The sequence below is a fragment of the Pseudomonas marincola genome (assembly GCF_900682675.2).
Taxonomy (GTDB): domain Bacteria; phylum Pseudomonadota; class Gammaproteobacteria; order Pseudomonadales; family Pseudomonadaceae; genus Aquipseudomonas; species Aquipseudomonas marincola.
Genome location: NZ_LR215729.2, coordinates 3,067,281 through 3,089,110, shown reverse-complemented (window position 1 = coordinate 3,089,110; position 21,830 = coordinate 3,067,281). Strand labels below are relative to the sequence as shown.

General features: G+C 58.8%; 20 protein-coding genes. 11 read left to right on the top strand and 9 right to left on the bottom strand.

Features of this window, described 5'->3' with window-relative positions; translation table 11 throughout:
- Positions 1 to 48: 48 nt before the first annotated feature.
- From PMYSY11_RS14395 to PMYSY11_RS14385, 3 genes are all read right to left on the bottom strand, one after another.
- A complete protein-coding gene (locus tag PMYSY11_RS14395; RefSeq protein WP_150547232.1) occupies positions 49 to 1,314 on the bottom strand; it encodes an OmpP1/FadL family transporter in 1,266 nt (421 codons plus the stop codon).
- 163 nt (positions 1,315 to 1,477) lie between these two features.
- Complete coding sequence (locus PMYSY11_RS14390) at positions 1,478 to 1,966, bottom strand: hypothetical protein (protein WP_090508654.1); 489 nt, start codon at positions 1,964 to 1,966, stop codon at positions 1,478 to 1,480.
- A gap of 240 nt (positions 1,967 to 2,206) precedes the next feature.
- Positions 2,207 to 3,067: a sulfurtransferase gene (locus PMYSY11_RS14385; RefSeq protein ID WP_150549585.1), complete on the bottom strand. Its 861-nt coding sequence runs from the start codon at positions 3,065 to 3,067 to the stop codon at positions 2,207 to 2,209.
- Positions 3,068 to 3,262: 195 nt separating this feature from the next.
- On the opposite strand from PMYSY11_RS14385, the gene PMYSY11_RS14380 reads away from it, so the two are divergent.
- On the top strand, positions 3,263 to 3,637 hold the full coding sequence (locus tag PMYSY11_RS14380; protein WP_090508652.1) for a SpoIIAA family protein: 375 nt from the start codon (positions 3,263 to 3,265) through the stop codon (positions 3,635 to 3,637).
- A gap of 85 nt (positions 3,638 to 3,722) precedes the next feature.
- A complete protein-coding gene (locus PMYSY11_RS14375; RefSeq protein ID WP_150547231.1) occupies positions 3,723 to 4,406 on the top strand; it encodes a spermidine synthase in 684 nt (227 codons plus the stop codon).
- 302 nt (positions 4,407 to 4,708) lie between these two features.
- Here the strand turns inward: PMYSY11_RS14375 and putA are convergent, their stop codons facing one another.
- Positions 4,709 to 8,656, bottom strand: coding sequence for a trifunctional transcriptional regulator/proline dehydrogenase/L-glutamate gamma-semialdehyde dehydrogenase (gene putA / locus PMYSY11_RS14370; protein WP_204881713.1), 3,948 nt, complete (start codon positions 8,654 to 8,656; stop codon positions 4,709 to 4,711).
- Positions 8,657 to 9,076: 420 nt separating this feature from the next.
- Positions 9,077 to 10,138 carry an SMP-30/gluconolactonase/LRE family protein gene (locus tag PMYSY11_RS14365; RefSeq protein WP_204881712.1) on the bottom strand — a complete coding sequence of 354 codons (1,062 nt, stop codon included), beginning with the start codon at positions 10,136 to 10,138 and terminating at the stop codon, positions 9,077 to 9,079.
- Positions 10,139 to 10,447: 309 nt separating this feature from the next.
- Here PMYSY11_RS14365 and rnd point away from each other — a divergent pair, with 309 nt between their 5' ends.
- The 5 genes from rnd to PMYSY11_RS14340 all read left to right on the top strand — a co-directional run bounded on the left by rnd (position 10,448) and on the right by PMYSY11_RS14340 (position 14,758).
- On the top strand, positions 10,448 to 11,596 hold the full coding sequence (gene rnd, locus PMYSY11_RS14360; protein WP_150547230.1) for a ribonuclease D: 1,149 nt from the start codon (positions 10,448 to 10,450) through the stop codon (positions 11,594 to 11,596).
- Positions 11,593 to 11,886 carry a YcgL domain-containing protein gene (locus PMYSY11_RS14355; RefSeq protein WP_069899112.1) on the top strand — a complete coding sequence of 98 codons (294 nt, stop codon included), beginning with the start codon at positions 11,593 to 11,595 and terminating at the stop codon, positions 11,884 to 11,886. Before rnd ends, PMYSY11_RS14355 begins: the two co-directional genes overlap by 4 nt.
- Before the next feature lie 3 nt (positions 11,887 to 11,889).
- Entirely contained in the window at positions 11,890 to 12,822 is a 933-nt protein-coding gene (locus tag PMYSY11_RS14350; protein WP_150549584.1) for a D-2-hydroxyacid dehydrogenase, read from the top strand.
- Between the two features lie 145 nt (positions 12,823 to 12,967).
- Entirely contained in the window at positions 12,968 to 13,417 is a 450-nt protein-coding gene (locus PMYSY11_RS14345) for a YcgN family cysteine cluster protein (RefSeq protein WP_069899108.1), read from the top strand.
- 111 nt (positions 13,418 to 13,528) lie between these two features.
- Complete coding sequence (locus tag PMYSY11_RS14340; protein ID WP_150549583.1) at positions 13,529 to 14,758, top strand: hypothetical protein; 1,230 nt, start codon at positions 13,529 to 13,531, stop codon at positions 14,756 to 14,758.
- Positions 14,759 to 15,751: 993 nt separating this feature from the next.
- On the opposite strand, the gene PMYSY11_RS14335 is transcribed toward PMYSY11_RS14340, so the two are convergent.
- From PMYSY11_RS14335 to PMYSY11_RS14325, 3 genes are all read right to left on the bottom strand, one after another.
- Positions 15,752 to 16,204 carry a hypothetical protein gene (locus tag PMYSY11_RS14335; RefSeq protein WP_150549582.1) on the bottom strand — a complete coding sequence of 151 codons (453 nt, stop codon included), beginning with the start codon at positions 16,202 to 16,204 and terminating at the stop codon, positions 15,752 to 15,754.
- A 146-nt stretch (positions 16,205 to 16,350) separates the two neighbouring features.
- Positions 16,351 to 16,821: an RNA methyltransferase gene (locus PMYSY11_RS14330; protein ID WP_069899104.1), complete on the bottom strand. Its 471-nt coding sequence runs from the start codon at positions 16,819 to 16,821 to the stop codon at positions 16,351 to 16,353.
- 57 nt (positions 16,822 to 16,878) lie between these two features.
- Complete coding sequence (locus tag PMYSY11_RS14325; RefSeq protein WP_069899102.1) at positions 16,879 to 17,241, bottom strand: YajD family HNH nuclease; 363 nt, start codon at positions 17,239 to 17,241, stop codon at positions 16,879 to 16,881.
- 144 nt (positions 17,242 to 17,385) lie between these two features.
- On the opposite strand from PMYSY11_RS14325, the gene PMYSY11_RS14320 reads away from it, so the two are divergent.
- On the top strand, positions 17,386 to 17,721 hold the full coding sequence (locus PMYSY11_RS14320) for a hypothetical protein (protein ID WP_150549581.1): 336 nt from the start codon (positions 17,386 to 17,388) through the stop codon (positions 17,719 to 17,721).
- Here PMYSY11_RS14320 and PMYSY11_RS14315 read toward each other — a convergent pair.
- Positions 17,702 to 19,729, bottom strand: coding sequence for a S9 family peptidase (locus PMYSY11_RS14315; RefSeq protein WP_150549580.1), 2,028 nt, complete (start codon positions 19,727 to 19,729; stop codon positions 17,702 to 17,704). The genes PMYSY11_RS14320 and PMYSY11_RS14315 overlap by 20 nt on opposite strands.
- A 111-nt stretch (positions 19,730 to 19,840) precedes the next feature.
- Here PMYSY11_RS14315 and PMYSY11_RS14310 point away from each other — a divergent pair, with 111 nt between their 5' ends.
- The 3 genes from PMYSY11_RS14310 to PMYSY11_RS14300 all read left to right on the top strand — a co-directional run bounded on the left by PMYSY11_RS14310 (position 19,841) and on the right by PMYSY11_RS14300 (position 21,815).
- A complete protein-coding gene (locus PMYSY11_RS14310; protein WP_178115980.1) occupies positions 19,841 to 20,302 on the top strand; it encodes an MFS transporter in 462 nt (153 codons plus the stop codon).
- A gap of 157 nt (positions 20,303 to 20,459) precedes the next feature.
- Entirely contained in the window at positions 20,460 to 21,236 is a 777-nt protein-coding gene (locus tag PMYSY11_RS14305) for a class II glutamine amidotransferase (RefSeq protein ID WP_069899096.1), read from the top strand.
- 57 nt (positions 21,237 to 21,293) lie between these two features.
- Positions 21,294 to 21,815, top strand: a complete 522-nt coding sequence (locus PMYSY11_RS14300; protein WP_150549579.1) for a DUF2937 family protein — start codon at positions 21,294 to 21,296, stop codon at positions 21,813 to 21,815.
- Positions 21,816 to 21,830: the final 15 nt, after the last annotated feature.

Sequence of the window (21,830 nt, the reverse complement as noted above, 5' to 3'; positions counted from 1 at the left end):
ATTATTGTGCTTGTTCTGACCGCCAAAGTGGCTGGCTAACCGTTTCGATTAGAAGCGGTAAGTAACCTGAGCGCCCAGCGCGTGTGCGCTGTTACGGTACGTGGCGCTGTACGAGCCTTTAGTAGCGCTTACGCGATCGATGTGTACATCTTCTTCGTTGAGGTAGGAGTACGCGACGTCAACTGTGATGTCGTCGTTCGGGCTCCAGCCTGCGCCGATGCTGTAAATCGTGCGGTCGCCAGTTGGGATGCGCGGGGACAGGTCGGTGTTGTTGGTCGGTGCCTGATCCAATGCGATACCGGTGCGCAATACCCACTGCTTGTTCAACTGGTATTCAGCGCCTGCAGCAACTGCCCAGGTGTCATGCCAGTTTTCTTCTTCGGTGATTGTGGTCAAAGCACCGCCGTAGGCGCCGCCCACTTGATCGTTCTCAACCACCAGCTTGTCGAAGCGGCTCCAGCGAGTCCAGGTCGCGCCTGCGTGTACGGTCCAGCCGTTGTTCAACTGATGAGTGAGGGAGAAGTCGACCGCTTCAGGCGTAGTCACATCGAGAGATGCGCCGTAACGACCTGCTGAGGTGCCCACTGCACCAACACCGCTGACAGTGGTGTGACCTTCGAGGCTGTACTCAACCTTCGAGTGGTAGGTAACGCCAAGACGGGTCGACGGGGTGATTTCGTACATCAGGCCGAAGTTGTAACCGTAGCCGACGTCATCGCCCTTGATATCAACTTCGCCATCTGGAGCGCCTGCCGGTGCAAGGTTTGGCACCTCTGACGTCAGTTCACCTTCGATACGGTTGATCGTCGGACCAAAACCGATCGACAGCTGATCGTTGAAGCGATAGCTGACAGTTGGCTGAATGGTGATGACGTTCACTTCGCTCTTGTCGCCGTAGTAGCGACCGGCAAAGCCGTTTTCATAGTCAGTCGCCAGGCCGAACGGGACATATACGCCCAGACCGAATGCCCAGTTTTCGTCGATCGGCTTAACGTAGTAGCCCATCGGAATGGCTACGGTCGGAACCATGTCGCCATCGTTGCTGCCGCCAGGACGGCCGCTTGCATTGGTGATATCGGCCTTGGCAAAAATAACAGCGGCGCCTGCGGTAACCTGCTCGCGCTCGATCAGCGCCATACCAGCCGGGTTGCCATAAACAGTGCTGGCATCGCTTGCGCTGGAAGCACGGCCGGCGTTGGACATACCCAACGAACTGATGCTTTGTTCGTTGATGGCGAAACCGCTGGCCAGGCTGTAGCTCGAGACAGCTGAAATGGCGAGTGCGAGAGTGCTTTTTAGGATTTTATTGCTCACGGATGACTCCAGATGGAAGCAGGGGCGGCAAAACTACCAGCCTTTAGCGGTGCTTGCCAAGATTTAGACGTGTTCTGTTTTGTAGCAATCCTCGGGAATAATAGAGGCAAAGTGCCGTCATCTACGAAAATGTGAACACTTGTTCTCTGATCTTTGCAGTGGTTCACGCGGCGGATAACGGCGTTTGCACATTGCCCACGCAACGTTGCCAGGCATCCATAAAGTCGCGTTGCCTGCCGTGCGGGTGAAATACCTCGCGCCAAATTCGTGCAAGGCCCAGCAAGTCGGCCGCATCGGGTAAGTCGTTGCGCTTGACCTCAATCATCATCCAGGCAATGGCCGTGGCGTAGCGCAGGTTGACCGTGAGCTCGATATGCGGCGAGGCAAGAAAGGCATGCTGGCTGGCAAGGCCGCGAATCTGGCTGGCCAGATCGGGATCATGGGCCAGATGGCGGTCCCACAACTCTTGATGGCTGCGCTCGGCAATGCGATACAAGCCGTGGCCGTGGCGGCAGTCGAGTGCGGTTCCCAGCCCCGACTGACAAGCCGCCGCCCCTAACAGCAGGGCTTCGGCGGCGGCACAATGGCGGCCAAGATAGATCAGGGTTGGCCGGATTACGTGCTGACAGAGTTCACTCGCTGCAATACCCATATCAACCTCGAGAAAATGGACCGGTGGAGCAGGGCGCGTGGCAGCTTTTGATTCTTTTACTATTGCCCCACCGGGAGTGGGGTTAGCCACTCATTCTCAAGTGTAGTGCGACCTTTGTGCTGTAAAGGACTGTTTTTAAATTGTTTTCAGCTTTCGGTTATTGCCTATATAGCGCATCGTGCTTAGCACGACGGGTAAAGTCGGCATGTCTATATGCCAGCACAAGCGCCTGTAAGCCCTTTAATCACCCACTGCCACGGGACGCTCTGGTTGGGTGATCCACTCGCTCCAGGAGCCGGCGTAGAGCGGCGCAAGCGGGTAGCCAGCCAGGCACAGGGCGAACAAGTTGTGGCATGCCGTTACACCGGAACCGCAATAGGCAACCAGATCACTGGCGGGCCGACTGCCGAGCAATGTCGCGAAACGCTCTTGCAATTGCGCCGGCGTCAGAAAACGGCCTTGTGCATCGAGGTTTTCGGTGAAGGTCGCGCACTGCGCACCAGGGATATGCCCGGCAACCGGATCGAGCGGTTCGACTTCACCACGAAAGCGCGGCAGGGCGCGGGCGTCCAACAGCGTCAATTGGGTGTCTTGCAGGCGATGCTGCAACTGCGCTGCGCTGATCAGCAGTTGGTTATCCGGGCGGGCAATAAAATTGCCAGGCTCGACGCGTTTCACTTCAGCAGTCAGCCCCAAGCCTGCCTCACGCCAGGCGCGTAAACCGCCGTCGAGTAATGCCACGCCGCTGCGTTTGCCCAGCCACGCCAACAACCACCAGGCGCGTGCTGCAAATGCACCTGGGCCATCGTCGTACAGCACAATCTGCGAGTCGTCATCCACGCCCCAGGCTTGCAGCTTTGCGCTCAGTGTTGCCGGGTCTGGCAGCGGATGGCGACCGGTAACGCCCTTGCTGACCGGTCCGGACAGATCCTGCTCCAGATCGGCAAATTGGGCCGTGGCAATATGCCCCTGCTGAAAACTGGCAAGACCATAGGCAGAGTCTTCCAGGGCGAAGCGGCAATCGATGACAACTATTTTGCGGTTTTTATCATCAAGCAACTGCTCAAGTTCAGCTGCGCTGATCAACTGGGCGATAGCCATGCGGGCAATTCTCCGGCTGGATTGTTCGGGGCGTGGGCGGGTTCTACTCTCTATAAAGCAAACTACCCGTTGTCTATGTGGTCAAAGTTAACGGGTTGTGCTTGCTCTGCAAACCTTAAAACTACACAGCCCGTTATTCAGTCTTAGCGCCGCCGAGCCGTTTGCTCAGGCGTCCATGGATAAGGAGACACAGTCATGCTGACCCTCACGCACGTAGAGAACAGCAATATCCTCGAATTCACCCTGGATGGCGATTTCAGCCGCGCCGATTTCGATCAGGTCGCCCAGCAGATGGAGGCGCTGATTGATCAGTACGGCACGATCAAGCTGATCGAGATTGTGCGCAGTATTGGTTCGATCGAACCGTCGGCGCTTTGGGAGGACTTCAAGTTCGCGCCCAAACACCTCAAGCATTTCTCTCAGGTGGCGGTGGTCGCAGACCAGAAGTGGATTGGCTGGCTGAGTAAAATGGTCAAGCCAATGATTCCGGGAGAGGTTCGCCATTTTGAGCTGAGCCAGTTGCAGCAGGCCCGCGACTGGATTCACGGGGTCGAGCCGGTCACCGTCTGATATTCATCAGCTAACCTGTGCAGCGCTGGCGACGCTGCTGTATGGTGCGCGCTTCGGGTCGATCCCACTGTTATAAGAGCCTGCCATGAAGCGTTTTGTGCTGCTGGATACCGCTGAAATCCCTGGCACGCAAGGTGCGCTGTGCCTGTTTGAATACGGCGATGACTTTGTCATCAAAATTGCCGGTGGCGATGGCGGCCAATTGATGAACACGCGCATGCATGGCTCTGAAGACGCGCTGGCCGCCATCCCCTGCAAGAAAATTGCCTCCCGCGCCAATGCCCGCGTACTGATCGGCGGGCTGGGCATGGGGTTCACACTGGCTTCGGCGCTGGCGCATTTGCGTGCAGATGCCGAAGTGGCTGTGGCCGAGTTGGTGCCGGGTGTGGTTGGGTGGAATCGCGGGCCACTGGGCGCCAAGTCCTCCTACCCGCTGAGTGATCCGCGCACCCGGCTGATTCAGGGCGATGTCGCCGAAGTGCTGAAAAGCCAGAACGCTGCATACGACGCAATCATGCTCGATGTGGATAACGGCCCGGAAGGTCTGACGCAGAAATCCAACAGTTGGCTGTACTCGGCCGCCGGTCTGCATCAGTGCCACCGTGCATTGCGCGCGGGAGGCATGTTGGCAGTGTGGTCTTCATCGGCGGATCGCAAGTTTACTGAAATGGTCAGCCGTGCCGGTTTCAGTGTCGAGCCGGTGCAGGTTTATGCGCACGGTAATCGAGGCACACGGCACACCATCTGGATCGCCCAGAAACGCGCGTAGCCTTCAAGCTAATCATTACATTAAACAGTGTGTGAGCGCGCAGGGCGTTTTCGAGGCAGGGTTTGGCCAGACGAGGAACAGGTTCGGCTGATTATGCTGGGCGCCCGAGGGCTAAATGCGGGATGCAGATGTGAAGCGAGCGCCGCGCCTTCGGTTACGAAGACGAGGCGCTCGGGCTTCTGCGCCGACCTGATGAGTTAGCGCCTGGCAGCAAAGTGCCTTCAGGAAACTCCCGTTCAGCTTTGCAGCTTTGCGGGAGATTGCGTGTGCAGATTGTGTCCGCACACGCTGTGTTGCGCGGTTTAGCCGATGGTCATCAGGCTGGCGTTGCCGCCTGCTGCTGCGGTGTTGACGCTCAACGAGTGCTCGACCAGCAGACGCTCCATCGGAATGTCGGTCTCGCCTTTGTTGAGGCCGTTAACTCCAATGATTGCACCCGGACGCTGGGCTGCTTGCAGGCAGACTTCGCGCAGCTGGTCGGAGTCACCGTGGTGGATAATCGAGTCGAACGCGTTATCGCAGGTGGTCCAGTCGGTGATCAGCTGAATGCGTTGCTGCACCTCTTTCGGCAACTTGGCGTGCAGTTCGCTGTGGTTTTCCGGCCACAGAGCAATGCTGCCCACAGCCAGTACCGCCGCCAGTTGCAACAGCAGGTCTTGCTCGTCATCGGCCAGGCACAGCACGTGCTCGCGGGCGATCAGGCTATACGAGTTACGCTCGCCAGTCGGGCCAGGCAGTAGTTGGCTGATACCGCTTTGCGCCAGTGCTGCAAGTTTCTCGGCCTGGATTGCCAGCTCAGGACGCTCCTTGGCAGCCCATTCGCACAGCGCAGCAAAGGCCTTGCTCTGGGTGGCCGGCAGTTGCGCTGGCGTTGCGTCTGGGGCATCGCTGCGCAGTTGCTGCACCACTGCATCTTGTGGGCGCTGCGACAGCAGGCGATACAGATACAGCGGGCCGCCCGCTTTCGGGCCGGTGCCAGACAGGCCTTCGCCACCGAACGGCTGCACGCCAACCACGGCGCCAACAATGTTGCGGTTAACGTACATGTTGCCGACCTTGGCGGTGCTGACAACCTGGCTGATGGTCTCGTCGATGCGCGTGTGCACGCCCAGCGTCAGGCCATAACCGCTGGCGTTGATCTGGTCGAGCAGAGCAGGCAGTTCGTTGCGCTGGTAACGCACGACGTGCAGTACCGGGCCGAAAATTTCACGCTCAAGCTCGGCGAAGCTTTCGAGTTCGATCAGGGTCGGGGTAACAAAAGTACCGCGCTGCATCACATCGCCGGCCACGCGAGCCAACTGGAATACTTTGCGGCCTTTGTCACGCATGCCCTGAATGTGACGCTCGATGTTGCCCTTGGCTTCGGCATCAATCACCGGACCAATGTCAGTGTTAAGGTGCTCAGGATTGCCCATGGTGTATTCCGCCATGGCGCCTTTGAGCATTTCCAGCACGCGATCAGCCACGTCATCCTGTACACACAGAACGCGCATCGCCGAGCAGCGCTGACCGGCGCTGTCGAATGCTGATGTAACAACGTCGACGACTACCTGTTCGGTGAGCGCCGAGGAGTCGACGATCATTGCGTTCTGCCCGCCAGTTTCTGCGATCAGTGGAATCGCCCGGCCATGAGCGTCCAGGCGGCCGGCGAGGTTGCGCGCAATAATTCGTGCAACTTCGGTGGAGCCGGTGAACATCACGCCGCGAACACGTTCGTCGGCAATCAATGCCGCGCCAACAGTCTCCCCCTGGCCCGGCAGCAGTTGGACTGCACCTTCCGGTACGCCGGCTTCACGCAGAATGCGCACCGCCTGTGCGGCGATCAGCGGGGTTTGTTCGGCTGGCTTGGCGAGCACGGTATTACCGGCAGCCAATGCCGCCGCCACCTGTCCGCTGAAAATTGCCAGCGGGAAGTTCCACGGGCTGATGCACACCACCGGGCCTAGTGGGCGGTGGCTGTCGTTGGCGAAGAAATCACGCGCTTGCACCGCGTAGTAACGCAGGAAGTCGACGGCTTCGCGAACTTCGGCAATCGCGTTGTTGAAGGTCTTGCCGGACTCGCGCACCAGCAGGCCCATCAGTTGTTGCATTTCTGCTTCCATCTGATCGGCTGCGCGTTCAAGCACGGCAGCGCGCTCGGCAGGCTGGGTCGATTGCCAGATCTGGCCGCTCGAAACGGCGCACAGCACGGCGTTGTGTGCATCCTCAACACTGGCTTCAATGACCTGACCGACGATGTCGCGGTGTTCGGCCGGGTTCTTGATCGCTTGCGCGGCGCTGGCAGTCGAGGCTTCACAACCCAGCATCGGCTGCGCGATATAGGCGTTGTTGGTGCTGCTCAGCAGCGCCGAAGACAACGAGGCGAGACGGTGTTCGTTGGCCATGTCCAGACCGCTGGAGTTGGCGCGTTTGTCTCCGTACAGATCACGCGGCAGCGGGATGCGCGGGTGCGGCAAGCCGAGGCCGCCTTCGTGTGCAGCCATCTGCTCGATCTGGGTGACCGGGTCCAGTACCAGTTCTTTGAGCGAGATGCTCTGGTCGGCAATGCGGTTGACGAACGAGGTGTTGGCGCCGTTTTCCAGCAGGCGACGCACCAGATATGCCAGCAGCGTTTCATGGCTGCCAACCGGTGCATAAATACGGCACGGACGGTTCAGTTTGCCGTCGCTGATCTTGCCGACAACCTGCTCGTAAAGTGGCTCACCCATGCCGTGCAGGCACTGGAATTCATACTGGCCGGGGTAGTAGTTCTGGCCGGCCAGATGATAGATCGCCGAAAGGCTGTGGGCGTTGTGTGTCGCGAATTGCGGGTAGATGGCTTCCGGCACCGCGAGCAGTTTGCGCGCGCAGGCAATGTAGGAAACATCGGTGTAAGGCTTGCGGGTGTAAACCGGATAACCTTCGAGGCCATTGACCTGCGCCAGCTTGATCTCGCTGTCCCAGTAAGCGCCTTTAACCAGACGAATCATCAGGCGATGACGGCTGCGTTTGGCCAGATCAATCAGGTAGTCGATAACGAACGGGCAGCGCTTCTGGTAGGCCTGAATCACAAAGCCGATACCGTTCCAGCCACTCAGCGACGGCTCGAAGCACAGGCGCTCGAGCAGATCGAGCGACAGCTCCAGACGATCTGCTTCTTCGGCGTCGATGTTGATGCCGATGTCGTACTGCTTGGCCAGTTGAGTCAGGCTCAGCAGTGTCGGGTACAACTCGTCCATCACGCGCTCGTATTGCGCGCGGCTGTAACGCGGGTGAATCGCCGACAGCTTGATCGAGATGCCCGGGCCTTCGTAAATGCCGCGACCGTGCGAGGCTTTGCCGATGGCGTGAATCGCTTGCTCGTAAGAGGCCAGATAACGCTTGGCGTCTTCTTCGGTCAGCGCGGCTTCACCGAGCATGTCGTAGGAATAACGGAAACCCTTGTCTTCGAGCTTGGTTGCATTGGCCAGTGCTTCGGCAATGGTTTCGCCGGTGACGAACTGCTCGCCCATCAGGCGCATCGCCATGTCCACGCCTTTGCGGATCACCGGCTCGCCGCTCTTGCCGATCAGGCGATTGAGGGTCGAGCTCATGCCGGCTTCGTTGTGTGTCGACACCAGTTTGCCAGTGATCAACAGGCCCCACGAAGCGGCGTTGACGAACATCGACGGGCTCTGGCCGAGGTGAGTGCTCCAGTTACCGTTGCTGATCTTGTCGCGAATCAGGGCGTCACGAGTGCCTTTGTCCGGGATGCGCAACAGCGCCTCGGCCAGACACATCAGGGCTACACCTTCCTGCGACGACAACGAGAATTCTTGCAGCAGGCCTTGAACCAGGCCCTGACGGCCGCCAGCGCTCTTCTGGTTGCGCAGTTTTTCAGCGATTTTCAGCGCCAGCTTCTGTGAGCCATCGGCCATTTCTTTGGACAGGCGAGCCTGTTCCAGCAATACCGGCACCACTTCTTCTTCAGGGCGGCGGTAGGCGGCGGTGATTGAGGCGCGCAGAACTGATTGCGGCAGGATGTGTTCGGCAAATTCGAGGAAGCACTGCAGGCTTTGTTCGCTCAGCAACTCCGGGGACTCATCACCCAGTGCGGCGGCGCTGACAGCTGACATCTCGGTCGGCGAAAGGCCGTTTTCGAGCTGCTCCAGATAGTTGAAGATCGCCTGCTTGATCAGCCAGTGAGGAGTGCGGTCGATGGCGTGCGCGGCCTGCTTGAGGCGGTCGCGGGTTGCATCGTCTAGTTTAACGCCAAGTGTTGTAGTGGCCATCTGGAGTCCTATTGTGTTTATGCGCTGCAAAGCAGGCGCGAGAATAAACCCAGTGGTTACAAAGGTGCAACTAGGTGCAACCCAAAAGATGGCTGCCTTTTGTCGGGTTGTACCTTCTGTTTTGCGGGTACTACCTTTGCGTTCTACCCAGGCAGAATGCGGCACTTCTTAAGATCTGTTCCTTTGCTCGGTTGTGCGGCTGCAGCGTCTGCGGGCCAGCGCCGGGAGCAAAAGTGCCGGGGACAGAGGATTAAGCGTAGTCGCGATTGCTGCTCGGGCCCTGCATCTGCAGGTGATACCGGCGGTGCGACTGATGAGCGGTAATGCGTGCGTGAGAAGCTTGCCGAATGGCAAGTGAGGCGTGTTGCTTGAGTAAAACTGCCCGCCACACAGGGCGTGCGACGGGCTGGGTGGCGTGGCTTAGCGGATCTTCAGTTTGCCGATGCGGTCGTTCTCCAGGCTGCCTAAATACAGATAGTCGCCCACTGGTTTTACCGAGGTGATCATGCGCAAGTGGCTGCCGCTGGTGTCGTGCAGGCTCTGAATAATCTGGCCTTGCTCGTCAATCGCAATCGCCAGCCCGTAAGGCGTCGCTTTCGGCCACATGGCGCGCGGCAACTTGGCGATCTGTGCTTTGAGCCAGGGGTGCTGATGCAGAAAATCGGCGTCGGATTTGCGCGGGGAGGGCAGCGCCACCCAGAACGTTCCGGCGCGATCGCCCTCAAGGTTGTCCGGCAGCCCCGGCAGGTTGTCGATGAACACCTCGTGCTCTCCGGCCTTGTCGCCCTTGAGCCAATAGCGGGTGATGCGGTAACGATACGTCTCGTTTACCAGTACGAAGTCTTCTTTGGCCGACAGGGCCACGCCGTTGGCAAAATACAGGTCTTTGAGCAGCACCTGGGTTTTGCCGGAGCTTGGCGTGTAGCTCAGCAGGCGGCCCCACGGGCGGGCTTCCAGCAGGTCGAGCAAGTAATCGGGTTGCTCAAATCGTGAGCTGGCGTCACTGAAGTAAATCGTCCCGTCGCTGGCAATGTCGAGGTCGTCGGTAAAGGCGAATGGCAGGCCTTCGGCTTCGGTGGTGAGCACTTTGATCGCGCCCTGCGGATCAATCGATAACAGGCCTTTATAGGCGTCAGCGACGATCAGGTTGCCCTGTGCATCGAAGTCCATGCCCAATGGCCGGCCTTGGGTGTCGGCGAATAGCTCAACCTTGTCATTGCTGTCGATGCGCACAATCGTGCCGTCTGCCTGGCCTGCATAAACGCGGCCCTGAGCATCTACTGCTGTGTCTTCCGGGCCATGCAGTTTGCCTTTGCCGACGAGTTCGGCCTTCATCAGCGTGTCATTCGGTTCCAGCACGCCGGTGAGTGTCGGTGCGGTCGGTGCATCCCAGGCCAGCGGATCAATCGGGCTTGGCGTGATGACGAGAAATATCGCACCGGCGGCAATCAGCAGAAGCAGCAGGCCGAGCACTTTTTTCATTGTTGTTATTCCTTGTGGTGAAGACAGAGGTCCGCTCGCAGGTTACACAATCCATGCGCGGCTGTGATAACCATTGCTAGGTGTGCTGCGCCAGTATTCAGGGCGTATAGGTCAGTTGCCGATGAGCGCGCGGCGTTGCCGGCGGTGAATTGCCTATGCTGTCGAATAGCCCGTAGCCATTTTCAGGCTTGAGTCGTTTGCGGGCGCTGGCGACTGATTTTGCAGGCTTGTGGCCGCATTGCCGCAGTTGCTGCCCCGCGGAGGGCGCGGGCATATATACTGCGTCGCATTCTTTATGGGGAGAGCCGTGTGGCGATTGATATTCAGTGGATTCTGGACGATGCAAGTCTGGCGCAACATTGCGCGCACTGGCAGGGCTTGCCTTTTGTGGCGTTGGACACCGAGTTTATGCGGGTCGATACCTTTTACCCGATTGCCGGCCTCATCCAGGTTAGCGAGGGTAAGGACGCTTATCTGATTGATCCGCTGCAGATCACTGATTGGTCGCCGTTTGCCGCACTGCTGGAAAATCCGGCAGTGACCAAGGTTTTGCATGCGTGCAGCGAAGACCTTGAGGTTTTCATGCGTCTCACCGGCAGCGTCCCCGTACCCTTGTTCGACACCCAGATTGCTGCCGGTTACCTGAATATCGGTTTCTCGATGGGTTATTCGCGTCTGGTGCAGACGCTGCTGGACATCGAATTGCCTAAAGGCGAGACCCGCTCCGACTGGCTGCGCAGGCCGCTGTCTGACACCCAGATCAGCTACGCCGCAGAAGATGTGGTGCATCTGGCGCATGTTTACAAAGAGCTGCAATCGCGCCTGCCGGCCGACAAGGCCGAGTGGGTGCTGGAAGATGGCGCCGAGATGGTGGCTAATCTGAGCCGCGAAGTCGCGCCCGACGAGCTTTATAAAGACGCCAAACTGGCCTGGAAACTCAATCGCCAGCAACTCGCCGTGCTGCGCGAGCTCTGTGCATGGCGCGAGCATGAGGCGCGTGCGCGTAACCTGCCGCGCAATCGTATTTTGCGTGAGCATTCTTTATGGCCGTTGGCCCGCACGCAGCCGGATAATCTGGTCACGTTGGCGCGTATCGAAGAGATGCACCCGAAAACCGTGCGTCAGGACGGCGAATTCCTTCTCAATCTGATTCGCGAAGCGGGCTCGACACCCGAGCCGAGTTGGCCCGAGGCACTGCCAGAACCCTTGCCGATTGAAGCGTCGGGCATTCTCAAGAAGCTGCGCGTGGTGGGTCAGCGCGAAGCTGAGCGGCTGAACATTGCCCCCGAACTGATGCTGCGCAAGAAAATTCTCGAAGCCTTGCTCAAGTCCGGCTACCCCAACGGTCCGTATCAATTGCCCGATTCGCTCCGTGGCTGGCGCCGCGAGTTAATGGGCCAGGCATTGCTCGATTGCCTCGATAAAATCAGCAACAACTCCGCTGGAGAAACGGCGTGAAACGCATCTGTTCGATCTACAAAAGCTCGCGTAAAAACGAGATGTACCTTTATGTGCTGAAAAGCGATGAGCTCAAGCGCGTGCCTGAAACCCTGATGGCCGCTTTTGGTACGCCGACGCTAGCCTTCAGCATGGTCCTTACGCCCGAGCGTGCGCTGGCCCGTGAAGACATCAACGAGGTGCTGGCCAATCTCGACAAGCAGGGTTATCACCTGCAAATGCCGCCACCGGAAGACGACTACATCGAGCACCTGCCCGAAGAACTGCTGCGTCGCAACGATCCGGTATAACCCATGCGCCTGCTGATTGCCGAAGCCGAACATACGCGCTACGCCGAGCTGCTGGCGCCTGCCACCGGGCACATCGAGGTGCGCGCCGAGGCGGATGTAAACGCGCTGCTGGCATTGGCCGACGGTTGTGATATTTGGCTCGGGCAGCCCGATTTACTCGCCGCGCTGTTGCGTGGCGGGCACAAGCCGCAATGGCTGCAATCTACCTGGGCCGGCATCACGCCGCTGCTGGCGGCAGATCTGCCCAAGGATTACCAGCTAAGCCGTGCGGTCGGCATCTTTGGTCAGGTCATGGCCGAATATGTGCTGGCGCATATGCTTGCGCACGAGCGCAGCCTGTTTGCCCGGCGTGCGGCGCAAGCTGAACAGCGCTGGGATAACCGCCTGCCACGCAGTCTTGCCGGGCTCAAGGTGTTAATTGTGGGCTGTGGCGATATCGGTCAGGCGGTTGCAGAGTTTCTGCAACCGTTTGCCGTCGAGTTGACCGGCATTGCCAGTCAGGCTCGCCAGCAAGCGCCATTTTCCAAAGTGTTGGCAATGGGCGCCCTGGCGGCGCAATTAGCCAGCGCCGACTATGTCGTCAACCTGCTGCCCGACACGCCCGCAACACAGAATATCTACGACGCAAAGGCATTCGCTGCGATGCAGGCGAGTGCGGTCTTTATCAATGCGGGGCGCGGCGTGGCGGTCGTCGATGCGGATCTGGTCAGTGCCTTGCAACAACAGCAAATTGCGTCGGCGGTGATTGATGTTTGTCGTCAGGAACCCTTGCCGGCGGGGCATATGTTTTGGGGCGCGCCCAATCTGTTGCTCACCGGCCACAGCTCGGCACCGACTCAGCCAGCGCTGATGGCGCAGTTGTTCATCGACAACCTGCAGCGTTTCAATAACGGCGAGCGGCTTCACGGCGCTGTGGATTTCGCGCGCGGTTACTAGGTTTTCAGGTGCTGCCAGGCGTAAACGGAGCTTTTCGGCTCAGGCGCTATACTTTTATTGCGCATAGCGGGTTTCGCCATCTTGGCCGCATCGAGGTGGCACGCTAGACTGCCGACCCATTCTCAGTACTCGCGTCGTTAACACCATGGCAGCTAAAGTCGAACCCTTCTGGAAACGCAAAACGCTTGATCAGCTCGATCAGCAGGAGTGGGAATCGCTGTGCGATGGTTGCGGCCTGTGCTGCCTGCAAAAGCTTGAAGATGAAGACGATGGCAGTGTTTTTTACACGCGCATCGCCTGCAAACTGCTCGATCTCAAGACCTGCCGCTGTACCGACTATGCTAACCGGACCCAATTCGTGCCGGATTGCATTCAGCTAACCCCCGCTCAGGCCGACCAGTTTCAGTGGTTGCCGCCGACCTGTGGTTACCGTCTGGTCAGCGAAGGCAAGGATCTGCCGCTTTGGCATCATCTGGTCTGCGGTGATCCTGAGGCTGTGCACATCGAGCGTATCTCCCAGTCCGGGCGCATGCTGAGCGAGCAAAGCGTGCCCGAGGATGACTGGGAGGATCACCTGATATTTCGCGCGGGTTGATACCGGCGCATTTCTCGCTGTTTAAATGCTTTGCGGCGCCCGCACGTTGCAACTGTGCGGGGCGCTGCAGGTCTACCTATATCTGATCAGTCTGTTCTGGAGCTGCTTGCAATGTCGATTCGTCGTACTCTGTTGTCTGTTGCACTGCTGGGCATCAGCGCGCCACTTTGGGCCGCTAAAAAAGTTGATCTCGATTACAACGTAAGTTTCTTGCCGGAGACCGATCAGGCCGAAGTCAGCATGACGTTCGAGGACGGCGAGCCGATCAACAGCCTGTCGTTCAATCTCGGTAAAAACGGTGCCTACAGCGACTTTACAGCTGCCGATGGCGAGTGGACTCAGGAAAGCCCCGAGCGCGGGATCTGGAAGCCGGGCAAGGGCAAGTCGAGGCTGACCTACCGGGTAAAGATCAGCCACGAGCGTGACAACAAGCGCTTCGATGCCCGTATGACGCCGGACTGGGCGCTGTTTCGCGGCGACAATCTGGTGCCAAGCGCGGCAATGAGCATTCATGACAAGACCGAACTGGTAGCGCGCCTGCAGTTTGATCTGCCCAAGGGCTGGCCTGCGGTCGAAACTGGCTGGCCGCGCATCGGCAAGAACAAATTCCGCATTGATAACCCACTGCGTAAATTCGACCGCCCGACGGGCTGGATGCTGGCCGGTAAAATCGGCTCGCGCCGCGCGCAGTTGGGCCTGACCGATGTAACCGTGGCAGCGCCAAAAGACGAAGGCATGCATCGCATGGACGTGCTGACGTTGCTGACGTTCATCTGGCCGGAAATGCAGTCGGTATTCCCCCGTGACCCCGCCAAGTTGCTAATCGTAGGGGCGGGTGATCCGATGTGGCGCGGTGGCCTGTCGGCGTCCAACTCGTACTTCATGCACGCCGACCGTCCGCTGGTCAGCGAGAACGGCACCAGTTCATTGGTGCATGAGTTGGTGCATGTATTCAGCCGCATCAACGACGCCGACAAGAGCGACTGGATCAGCGAAGGCCTGGCCGAGTATTACGCCATCGAGTTGATGCGCCGTGCCGGCGGCATGAGCGAAGATCGCTACCAGATCGTGCGCAAGAAGCTGATTGACTGGAGCCGTCCGGTGAAAAGCCTGCGCACCGAAAACTCGACCGGCCCGGTAACCGCGCGGGCGGTGTTGCTGTTCCAGGAGCTGGACCGCGAAATCCGCAAAGCCACCAAGGACGCCAATGGCCGCTCGCTTGATGACGTCGCACGCGGCCTGATGCGACTGGACAAGGTCACCACCAAAGACCTGATTGATATCAGCGAGAGCGTAATGGGCAAGCCGTCAGACGTGCTGGACACCAAGCTGCTCAAATAACCGTTGATGACGGGACAAAGGCTGCCGCGAGACGGCCTTTTTTTGTGGATTTGTGTTGGGGGTTGGAATCCGCTTGCGGCTTCCGACATGGTTATTCCGGCGGGTTCACTCGAGGGCATTTGCGCCTGTGAAATCGCCCGACGGATTGCGTTGCTGCGCGCCGCTATCCATCCTCCGCACGTTTGAGATGTGCGTCTAATTTTCGAATGGGGGTCTGCCGGAGGTTGGAATCCGCGTCGCGGCTTCCGACATGGCGATTCGTCGGGTTCACTCGGCTGCATCGGCGCCTGTGAAATTGCCCGACGGATTGCGTTGCTGCGCGCCGCTATCCATCCTCCATTTGTTCGGGTCTTGCGTTGAATCGGTTGTCTAACGCTGGCGCTAAGCCTGATTTTTGGGTGTTCTCTGGTCACCTTTTCGCCCTTACGGCGAGTTACTTTTGGCAGTCGCCTGCTACGCGCGTCCCATAAGTAACCCAAAAGTCTATGCCCCTCCATTGGGCCTCGCTGCGCTCGGCTTCCCGCATTCCATCGTTGCTCCGTGGGCACGCCGCGATGGGCCGTCCTTGGCCCAGCGCGACTCTCGCAGCATCCATGCTGCTCGACCCACTGCACAACGATTGCATTTGGCCTGCTGGAAAGGGGCGTTGGCGGTGTCTGAAATATCGCATTAGAGGCTGTAAACACAGCTTTGCTTCAACCCCTGCACAGCGCATTCGGCACAAACAACTCGGTCGCCCGGTCCCGTCAGAAGGCTGAGTGGAGGCGGTGTGGAGTTGGGCATTTGGCAAGGACGCCAAATGAGCCATCAAGGGACAGGGACGTCCCTTGGTGGCGACCAACGGAGCGGCGCCGGAACGAGGGAAGTTTTGCTCAGCAAAACCCGTATGCCGGGTGCGCTTTCTCTTTGGTTACTCTTCTCTTTGCGCAAACAAAGAGAAAGTCACTCGCCGTAAAGGCGAAAAGCTGACGAAAGAAATACAACAATCCCAGCTTAGCGCCAGCGTTCAAAAAACCGAGAAGCCCCCAAAGGCAAAACACCCGGAGGATGAATAGCGGCGCGCAGCAACGCAATCCGTCGGGCGATCGCACAGGCGCCGATGCAGCCGAGTGAATCAGATAGATCGTCATGTCGGAAGCCGCGACGCGGATTCCAACCTCCGGTAGCCCACCATTCGAAAATTCGGCGCATATCTCGAACGAATGGAGGATGGATAGCGGCGCGAAGCAACGCAATCCGTCGAGCGATTTCGCGGGCGCCGACGCTGCCGAGTGAATCAGATAGATCGTCATGTCGGAAGCCGCGACGCGGATTCCAACCTCCGCCCATCGAAAATTCGGCGCGCATCTCAAACACCCGGAGGATGGATAGCGGCGCGAAGCAACGCAATCCGTCATGCAATTTCGCATGCGCCGATGCCGCCGAGTGAATCAGATAGACCGCCATGTCGGAAGCCGCGGTGCGGATTCCAACCTCCGGCCCCCCACCATTCGAAAATTAGGCGCACAGTGAACCCGTTAGACCGCCATGTCGGAAGCCGCCAAGCGAACCCATCCGGCCGCCAGACCGCCTATCAAACCCCCATCCAATCCTCAGTAATAAAGCGGCCCCGACTTGGTATTCAACCCTTTAGCCATCCGGTCATACAGCACCACATTCACCGTCGCCGCGAGGTTCATGCAGCCCTCGGTCGGGATGTAGATAACATCCTCACACCAATCACGAATCTCCTGATTCAGCGAACCATCTTCTGGCCCGAAGATATAAATCGCCCGATCCGGGTGGGTGTAGGTCGGCAGTGCCTGCGCGCCTTCGACCAGTTCAACAGCCACCGGCGTGCAGCCTAAAGGGACGATCTTCTTCAGGTCATCAATGCCGATCAGCGGGATGTCGAGATGGACGCGTTTGGTGTCAGTGATAAAACTCTGCGCGCGGTCATAGCGCACGCCGGTATAAAACACGCTGCTGACGCCATAGCAGCCAGCTGCACGCATCACCGCGCCGACATTTTCTGGCGACTTGGGGTTGTACAGGCCGATGCAGCTGAATCGTTTGTTTGCCACCGAAAGTGCCCTTTGAATGCAAAGGGCGCAATTATACGGCCTGACAACGCTTTGGGCTTACTCTTTGCTTTTCAGCAATGCAGCCAGGTCGGCAAAGGCTTTGTGGGTCACTTTCGGGCCGGAGCTGCCTGCGGTGGTTTCACTGAAGTATTGCTGGTCGGTATAGCGCGAGTGCTCGTTGTCATGGCAGAACAGGCACAACAGTTCCCAGTTGGAGCCGTCTTGCGGGTTGTTGTCATGGTTGTGGTCGCGGTGATGAACGGTCAGCTCGCTCAGGCGCTTGCCGGAGAACTCCCGGGCACAGCGCCCGCACACGTGCGGATACATCTTCAGGGCCTTGTCGCGGTAACCGGCTTCGCGGCTGCGCTGGGCGTCGGCGAGGATGCGGTCTAGCTTGGCGGTGGGGTTGTCGGTGCTCATTAGTCTGTCCGTGGCGGTGCGTATATGGGCTTAGTTTAGTCCGCCCTTGGCGCCGGGAGAACAACTGTATTGCGGCTTTTTAGCGGCTTGGGCCTAAACTGCAATGTACCTGTCAATTTTGGCTTAAGCCTTGGGAGTACTGCCGTGAAAGCCCTAGCCTCGATGTTGTGCACCTTTGCGTTATTGGGGGCGAGTGCAGGTGTTGTTGCGCAGACTTATCCAATGCCTTCGGTCTCCGGCGGCAGTGGCGGCGCCGGTACGGCCAACCCGAAACCCTATACACCGGTCACGCCACGCGGCATGCCTTCGACTGCGCCGAACAATCCCCCGCTGATCAGCCCGTCGCTAACCGATAAGCCAGCAGCGCAGACGCCACTGCGCCGGCCTGTCGACAGCCTGGCGCCGCCGGATAAAGACCTGCAATTGCTTGAGCAGCAGCGCCAGCGCAACAGTGAGAAGGCTAAAGACCCAGCACCTTGAGGATGAACGCGTATTCCAGCGCGACATCTTTCAACGCCTGATACCGGCCGCTCATGCCGCCATGCCCGGCATCCAGATCGGTTTTCAGCAGCAACAGGTTATCCTCGGTCTTGCGCACACGCAGGCGTGCGACCCACTTGGCGGCCTCCCAATATTGCACCCGACTGTCGTTGTAGCCGGCGACCACCAGCATGGCGGGGTAGGGCTGGGCGCTGACGTTTTCATATGGCGCGTAGCTTTTGATGCGCGCGTATACCTCGGGCTGATTCGGGTCGCCCCATTCGTCGTACTCGGTAACCGTGAGCGGCAGCTCCGGGTTGAGCATGGTGTTGAGCACATCGACAAAAGGCACTTCGGCAATGGCTGCCGCAAACAATTCAGGTCGCTGATTCAGCACGGCGCCCATCAACAAGCCGCCGGCGCTGCCGCCACTGATAACCAGCTGCTGGCTGCTGGTGTAGCCCTCGGCAATCAGGTGCTCGGCGCAAGCGATAAAGTCACTGAAGCTGTTTTGTTTGTGTTCCAGCTTGCCTGCCCGATACCACGCTTCGCCCAATTCGCCGCCGCCGCGCACGTGGGCGATGGCGAAGACGAAACCTCGATCAAGCAGGCTCAGACGTGCGTGCGAGAACCACGGATCGAGGCATTCACCGTAAGCGCCATAGCCGTATAGATACAACGGTGCAGGCTGGCCGAGAACTTCGCGTTTGGCGACCAGGCTGATGGGCACTTGAGTGCCGTCGGCAGCGGTGGCCCTGATGCGCTGGCTGACATAGGCATCGGCATCGAATGGGCCTTCGACGGGCGTCTCTTTGAGCACCTGCTGTGCGCCGTTTGTCAGCGTCAGTTGGCGGATTTGTGCCGGGCGATTGAGTGCCTCGTAGCGCAGGCGAATGGTGCTGCTGGCAAACTCCAGCGTGTCCTGCACATAAAGGTTATACGCCGCATCTGGCAGCTGGATACGGTACTCGGGCAATTCCTGCGGATGCACTTCGACTACCGGCAGCCCGGCTTCACGCAGGCTCAGAACAAACGCCGCGTGGTTAAGGCTTACGCCTTCCAGCATGACTTGCGGGTTGTGCTCGATGACTGTTTGCCAGTGCTGGCGCTGAGGCGAGTGTTCGGCGGCGGTGTAAAGGGCGAAGTTGATGCCGCTCTGGTTGCTGCGGATAAACCAGCACCATTGGCCGTTGAGCTGGCCATGATCCACCTCGTATTCGTGGTCTTCCTCGCGCGGGGCCACGCAGTTGAATGGCTGCTCAGGTGTTTGCGCGTCGAGCGTCCAGACTTCGGTGGTGGTTTTGCTGCCGAGCATCAGCAATAACTGGCGCTCGGAACTGCTGCGGTAGCAACTGACAAAGAAGCGCCCATCCGGCTCGTCGATTACCAAGTCGCTGCCAGTCTCGCCGAGTCTGTGGCGGTGTAGCTGGTGCGGGCGGTGGGTTTCATCAAGGGTGGCGAAGAACAGGGTCTGGCTGTCATTGGCCCACGTCATGCTTCCATCGCATTGTTCGAACGGCAGCTCGAGGGTGTCGCCGCTGTCGAGTTGCTTGACCCGCAGCTGATAAGTTTCCTCGCCACTGGTGTCGAGGCTGTACGCGAGGCGCTGATGATCCGGGCTGATGCTGAACGCGCCCAGCGACAAAAAGCCGCCGTCGGCTAACTCATTAGGGTCCAGCAGCAGTTGTTCCGAGGCACTGTCGACTTGCAGTGAGTCGTCGGCCGGGCGCTTGCAGCGGTAATGGCGCGGGTATTCATCGCCTGCAGTGGTGCGTTGATAGTAGAGATACGGACCCCAAGGCGAGGGCAGCGATAAATCGGTTTCGCGGATACGTCCCTTAATCTCTTCGAACAGGTTGTCGCGCAACTCGCGCTGCTCCGCCAACTGGGCTTCAAGGTAGGCGTTCTCTGCCTTGAGATAGTCAAGTACTTCGGGGCTGTCGCGGTTCTCCAGCCAGCTGTAAGGATCAGCCCCTTGATTGGATTTTGCGATGGGTGCGGGCAGCATAGTACGGCTCCAGATTCAGGGTTGATCAACAGCAGGCGCGCCGGATCGATTAAAAGTCGCTATCATAAGCCGCTATTAGTGACCCTCGCCATGTCAGGAAACCGCAGCATTATGATTGAGAACGACAACCTGCTCGCCTGGGCCGCCTACGCAATTGCTGCGCTGGGCTGCCTGTTGGTCTGGCTGCGCATGACTGGCTGGATGTGGCGTTATGTGCGCGAACCATTGCGTGTGGTGATGGCGGTGCTGTTGCTCAGCCCGACTATTGTTGATCCGGCCCGTGAGTTGTTTGCACCTGCTATCGCGGTTATCGCGCTGGATATGCTGTTCAATGTGGGCAACAACGCCTGGCGTGCGGTGGCGGACCTCGCGCTCTACGGCATGATTGCACTCGCGGTTTACCTGGTTTTCGTTGCTGTGCGCTGGCCCATCGAGCGCTGGTGGCGCAACCGGCAGCAGCCTGCCAATCCGGTCGAAGAGGCTGATGAAGACGCCCCCACACTGCGTGAAATCATGGCTGAAGGACGACCGCAGGCCGCGAATACTGGCGGGCGCATCGAGCCGCGTCTCTAAGTCGCAGCCGGCAACTGGCCGGCTGCATCCTTTTGGCGGCTTGGCCGCTGGTCTGTAGGTTGTATCTACTTTTATGCTTTGATTAGCGCTCGGTTTTTATCCGCCGAAGTGTTTGTCACGCCACGACTTTGTGATGCCTGGCGCAAGGAAATTAGCCATGTGTGAGCTTTTGGGCATGAGTGCCAATGTACCCACCGATATCGTCTTCAGCTTTACCGGGCTGATGCAGCGTGGCGGTTGCACCGGACCGCACCGCGATGGCTGGGGCATCGGTTTTTATGAGGGGCGCGGCCTGCGCCTTTTTCAAGACCCGCGTGCGAGCAGTGAGTCCGAGGTGGCGCAGTTGGTTCAGCGCTATCCGATCAAGAGTGAAGTGGTAATCGGACATATCCGTCAGGCCAATGTCGGCAAGGTGTGCCTGGCCAATACGCATCCGTTTGTGCGTGAAATGTGGGGGCGCAACTGGTGCTTTGCGCACAATGGTCAGCTCGCTAATTTCAATCCTGAACCCTCGTTTTATTGCCCGGTGGGAGACACCGACAGTGAAGCGGCGTTCTGTGACCTGTTAAATCGTCTACGCTCGCAATGTACGGGGCCCACTAGCCTTGAAACACTGTTGCCGGTGCTGGTTGAGGCCTGTGTGGAATATCGTCGTCTAGGTGTGTTCAACTGTCTGCTCAGCGATGGCGATGTGCTGTTCAGCTTCTGCTCGACCAAGCTTGCGCACATAACGCGGCGGGCGCCATTTGGTCCTGCACACTTGCGTGATGCGGACTTGCAGGTGGATTTTCAGGCGGAAACCACGCCGGATGATGTGGTCACCGTGCTGGCAACCGAGGCCTTGACCGATAACGAACGTTGGCAGGTTTATCAGCCAGGTGAATGGCGACTGTGGCGCGGCGGTGAGTGTATTGCTCAGGGGCTGAGCGCCTAGAACGACAGGCCCATTGTGGGTAAAGACGCTCGTGGATAACAGGACAGGGGGACGTGCATGTTGATGAGCTATCTGCGCTTGGCATTATTCGCTCTGGGGTTGTTGGTTGGGGTGCAGATCCCGGGTTTTATGGCGGACTACAGTAAGCGTGTCGATGCGCACCTGACCGAATCCACGCAAAGTATTCAGGGTTTTCGCGCCACTGCCAGCCGGTTTTTCGGCGGCGATCTGAACAAGCTCATCGCTTACTACCGCGAGAGTAAAGACCCGGTTATGCGCAATGATGCGCAAAGCGTCAGTACGCTGGTCTCGCGCGCCGGCCTGCTAGAGGCCGAGGCCAAGGCCATGCAGGGTCCGTGGTACGCCCAAGCCTGGCACTTGCTGACACGCGCCGATCCGGCGCTGCTCAATGAAACCTACGCGGCATATCGTTATCAGGTGCTTCTGGCCCCCGAAGCTATTGCCTGGGGCATTGCTTGCGCCCTGTTGCTGGCTTGGCTGATAGAGGGCCTGTTGCGCGCCATTGGCTGGCTGTTCGGCTTTCGCGGAGACAGTCGCATGCGTCAGCGTCACTGGTAAAAGTGACGCCTCTGT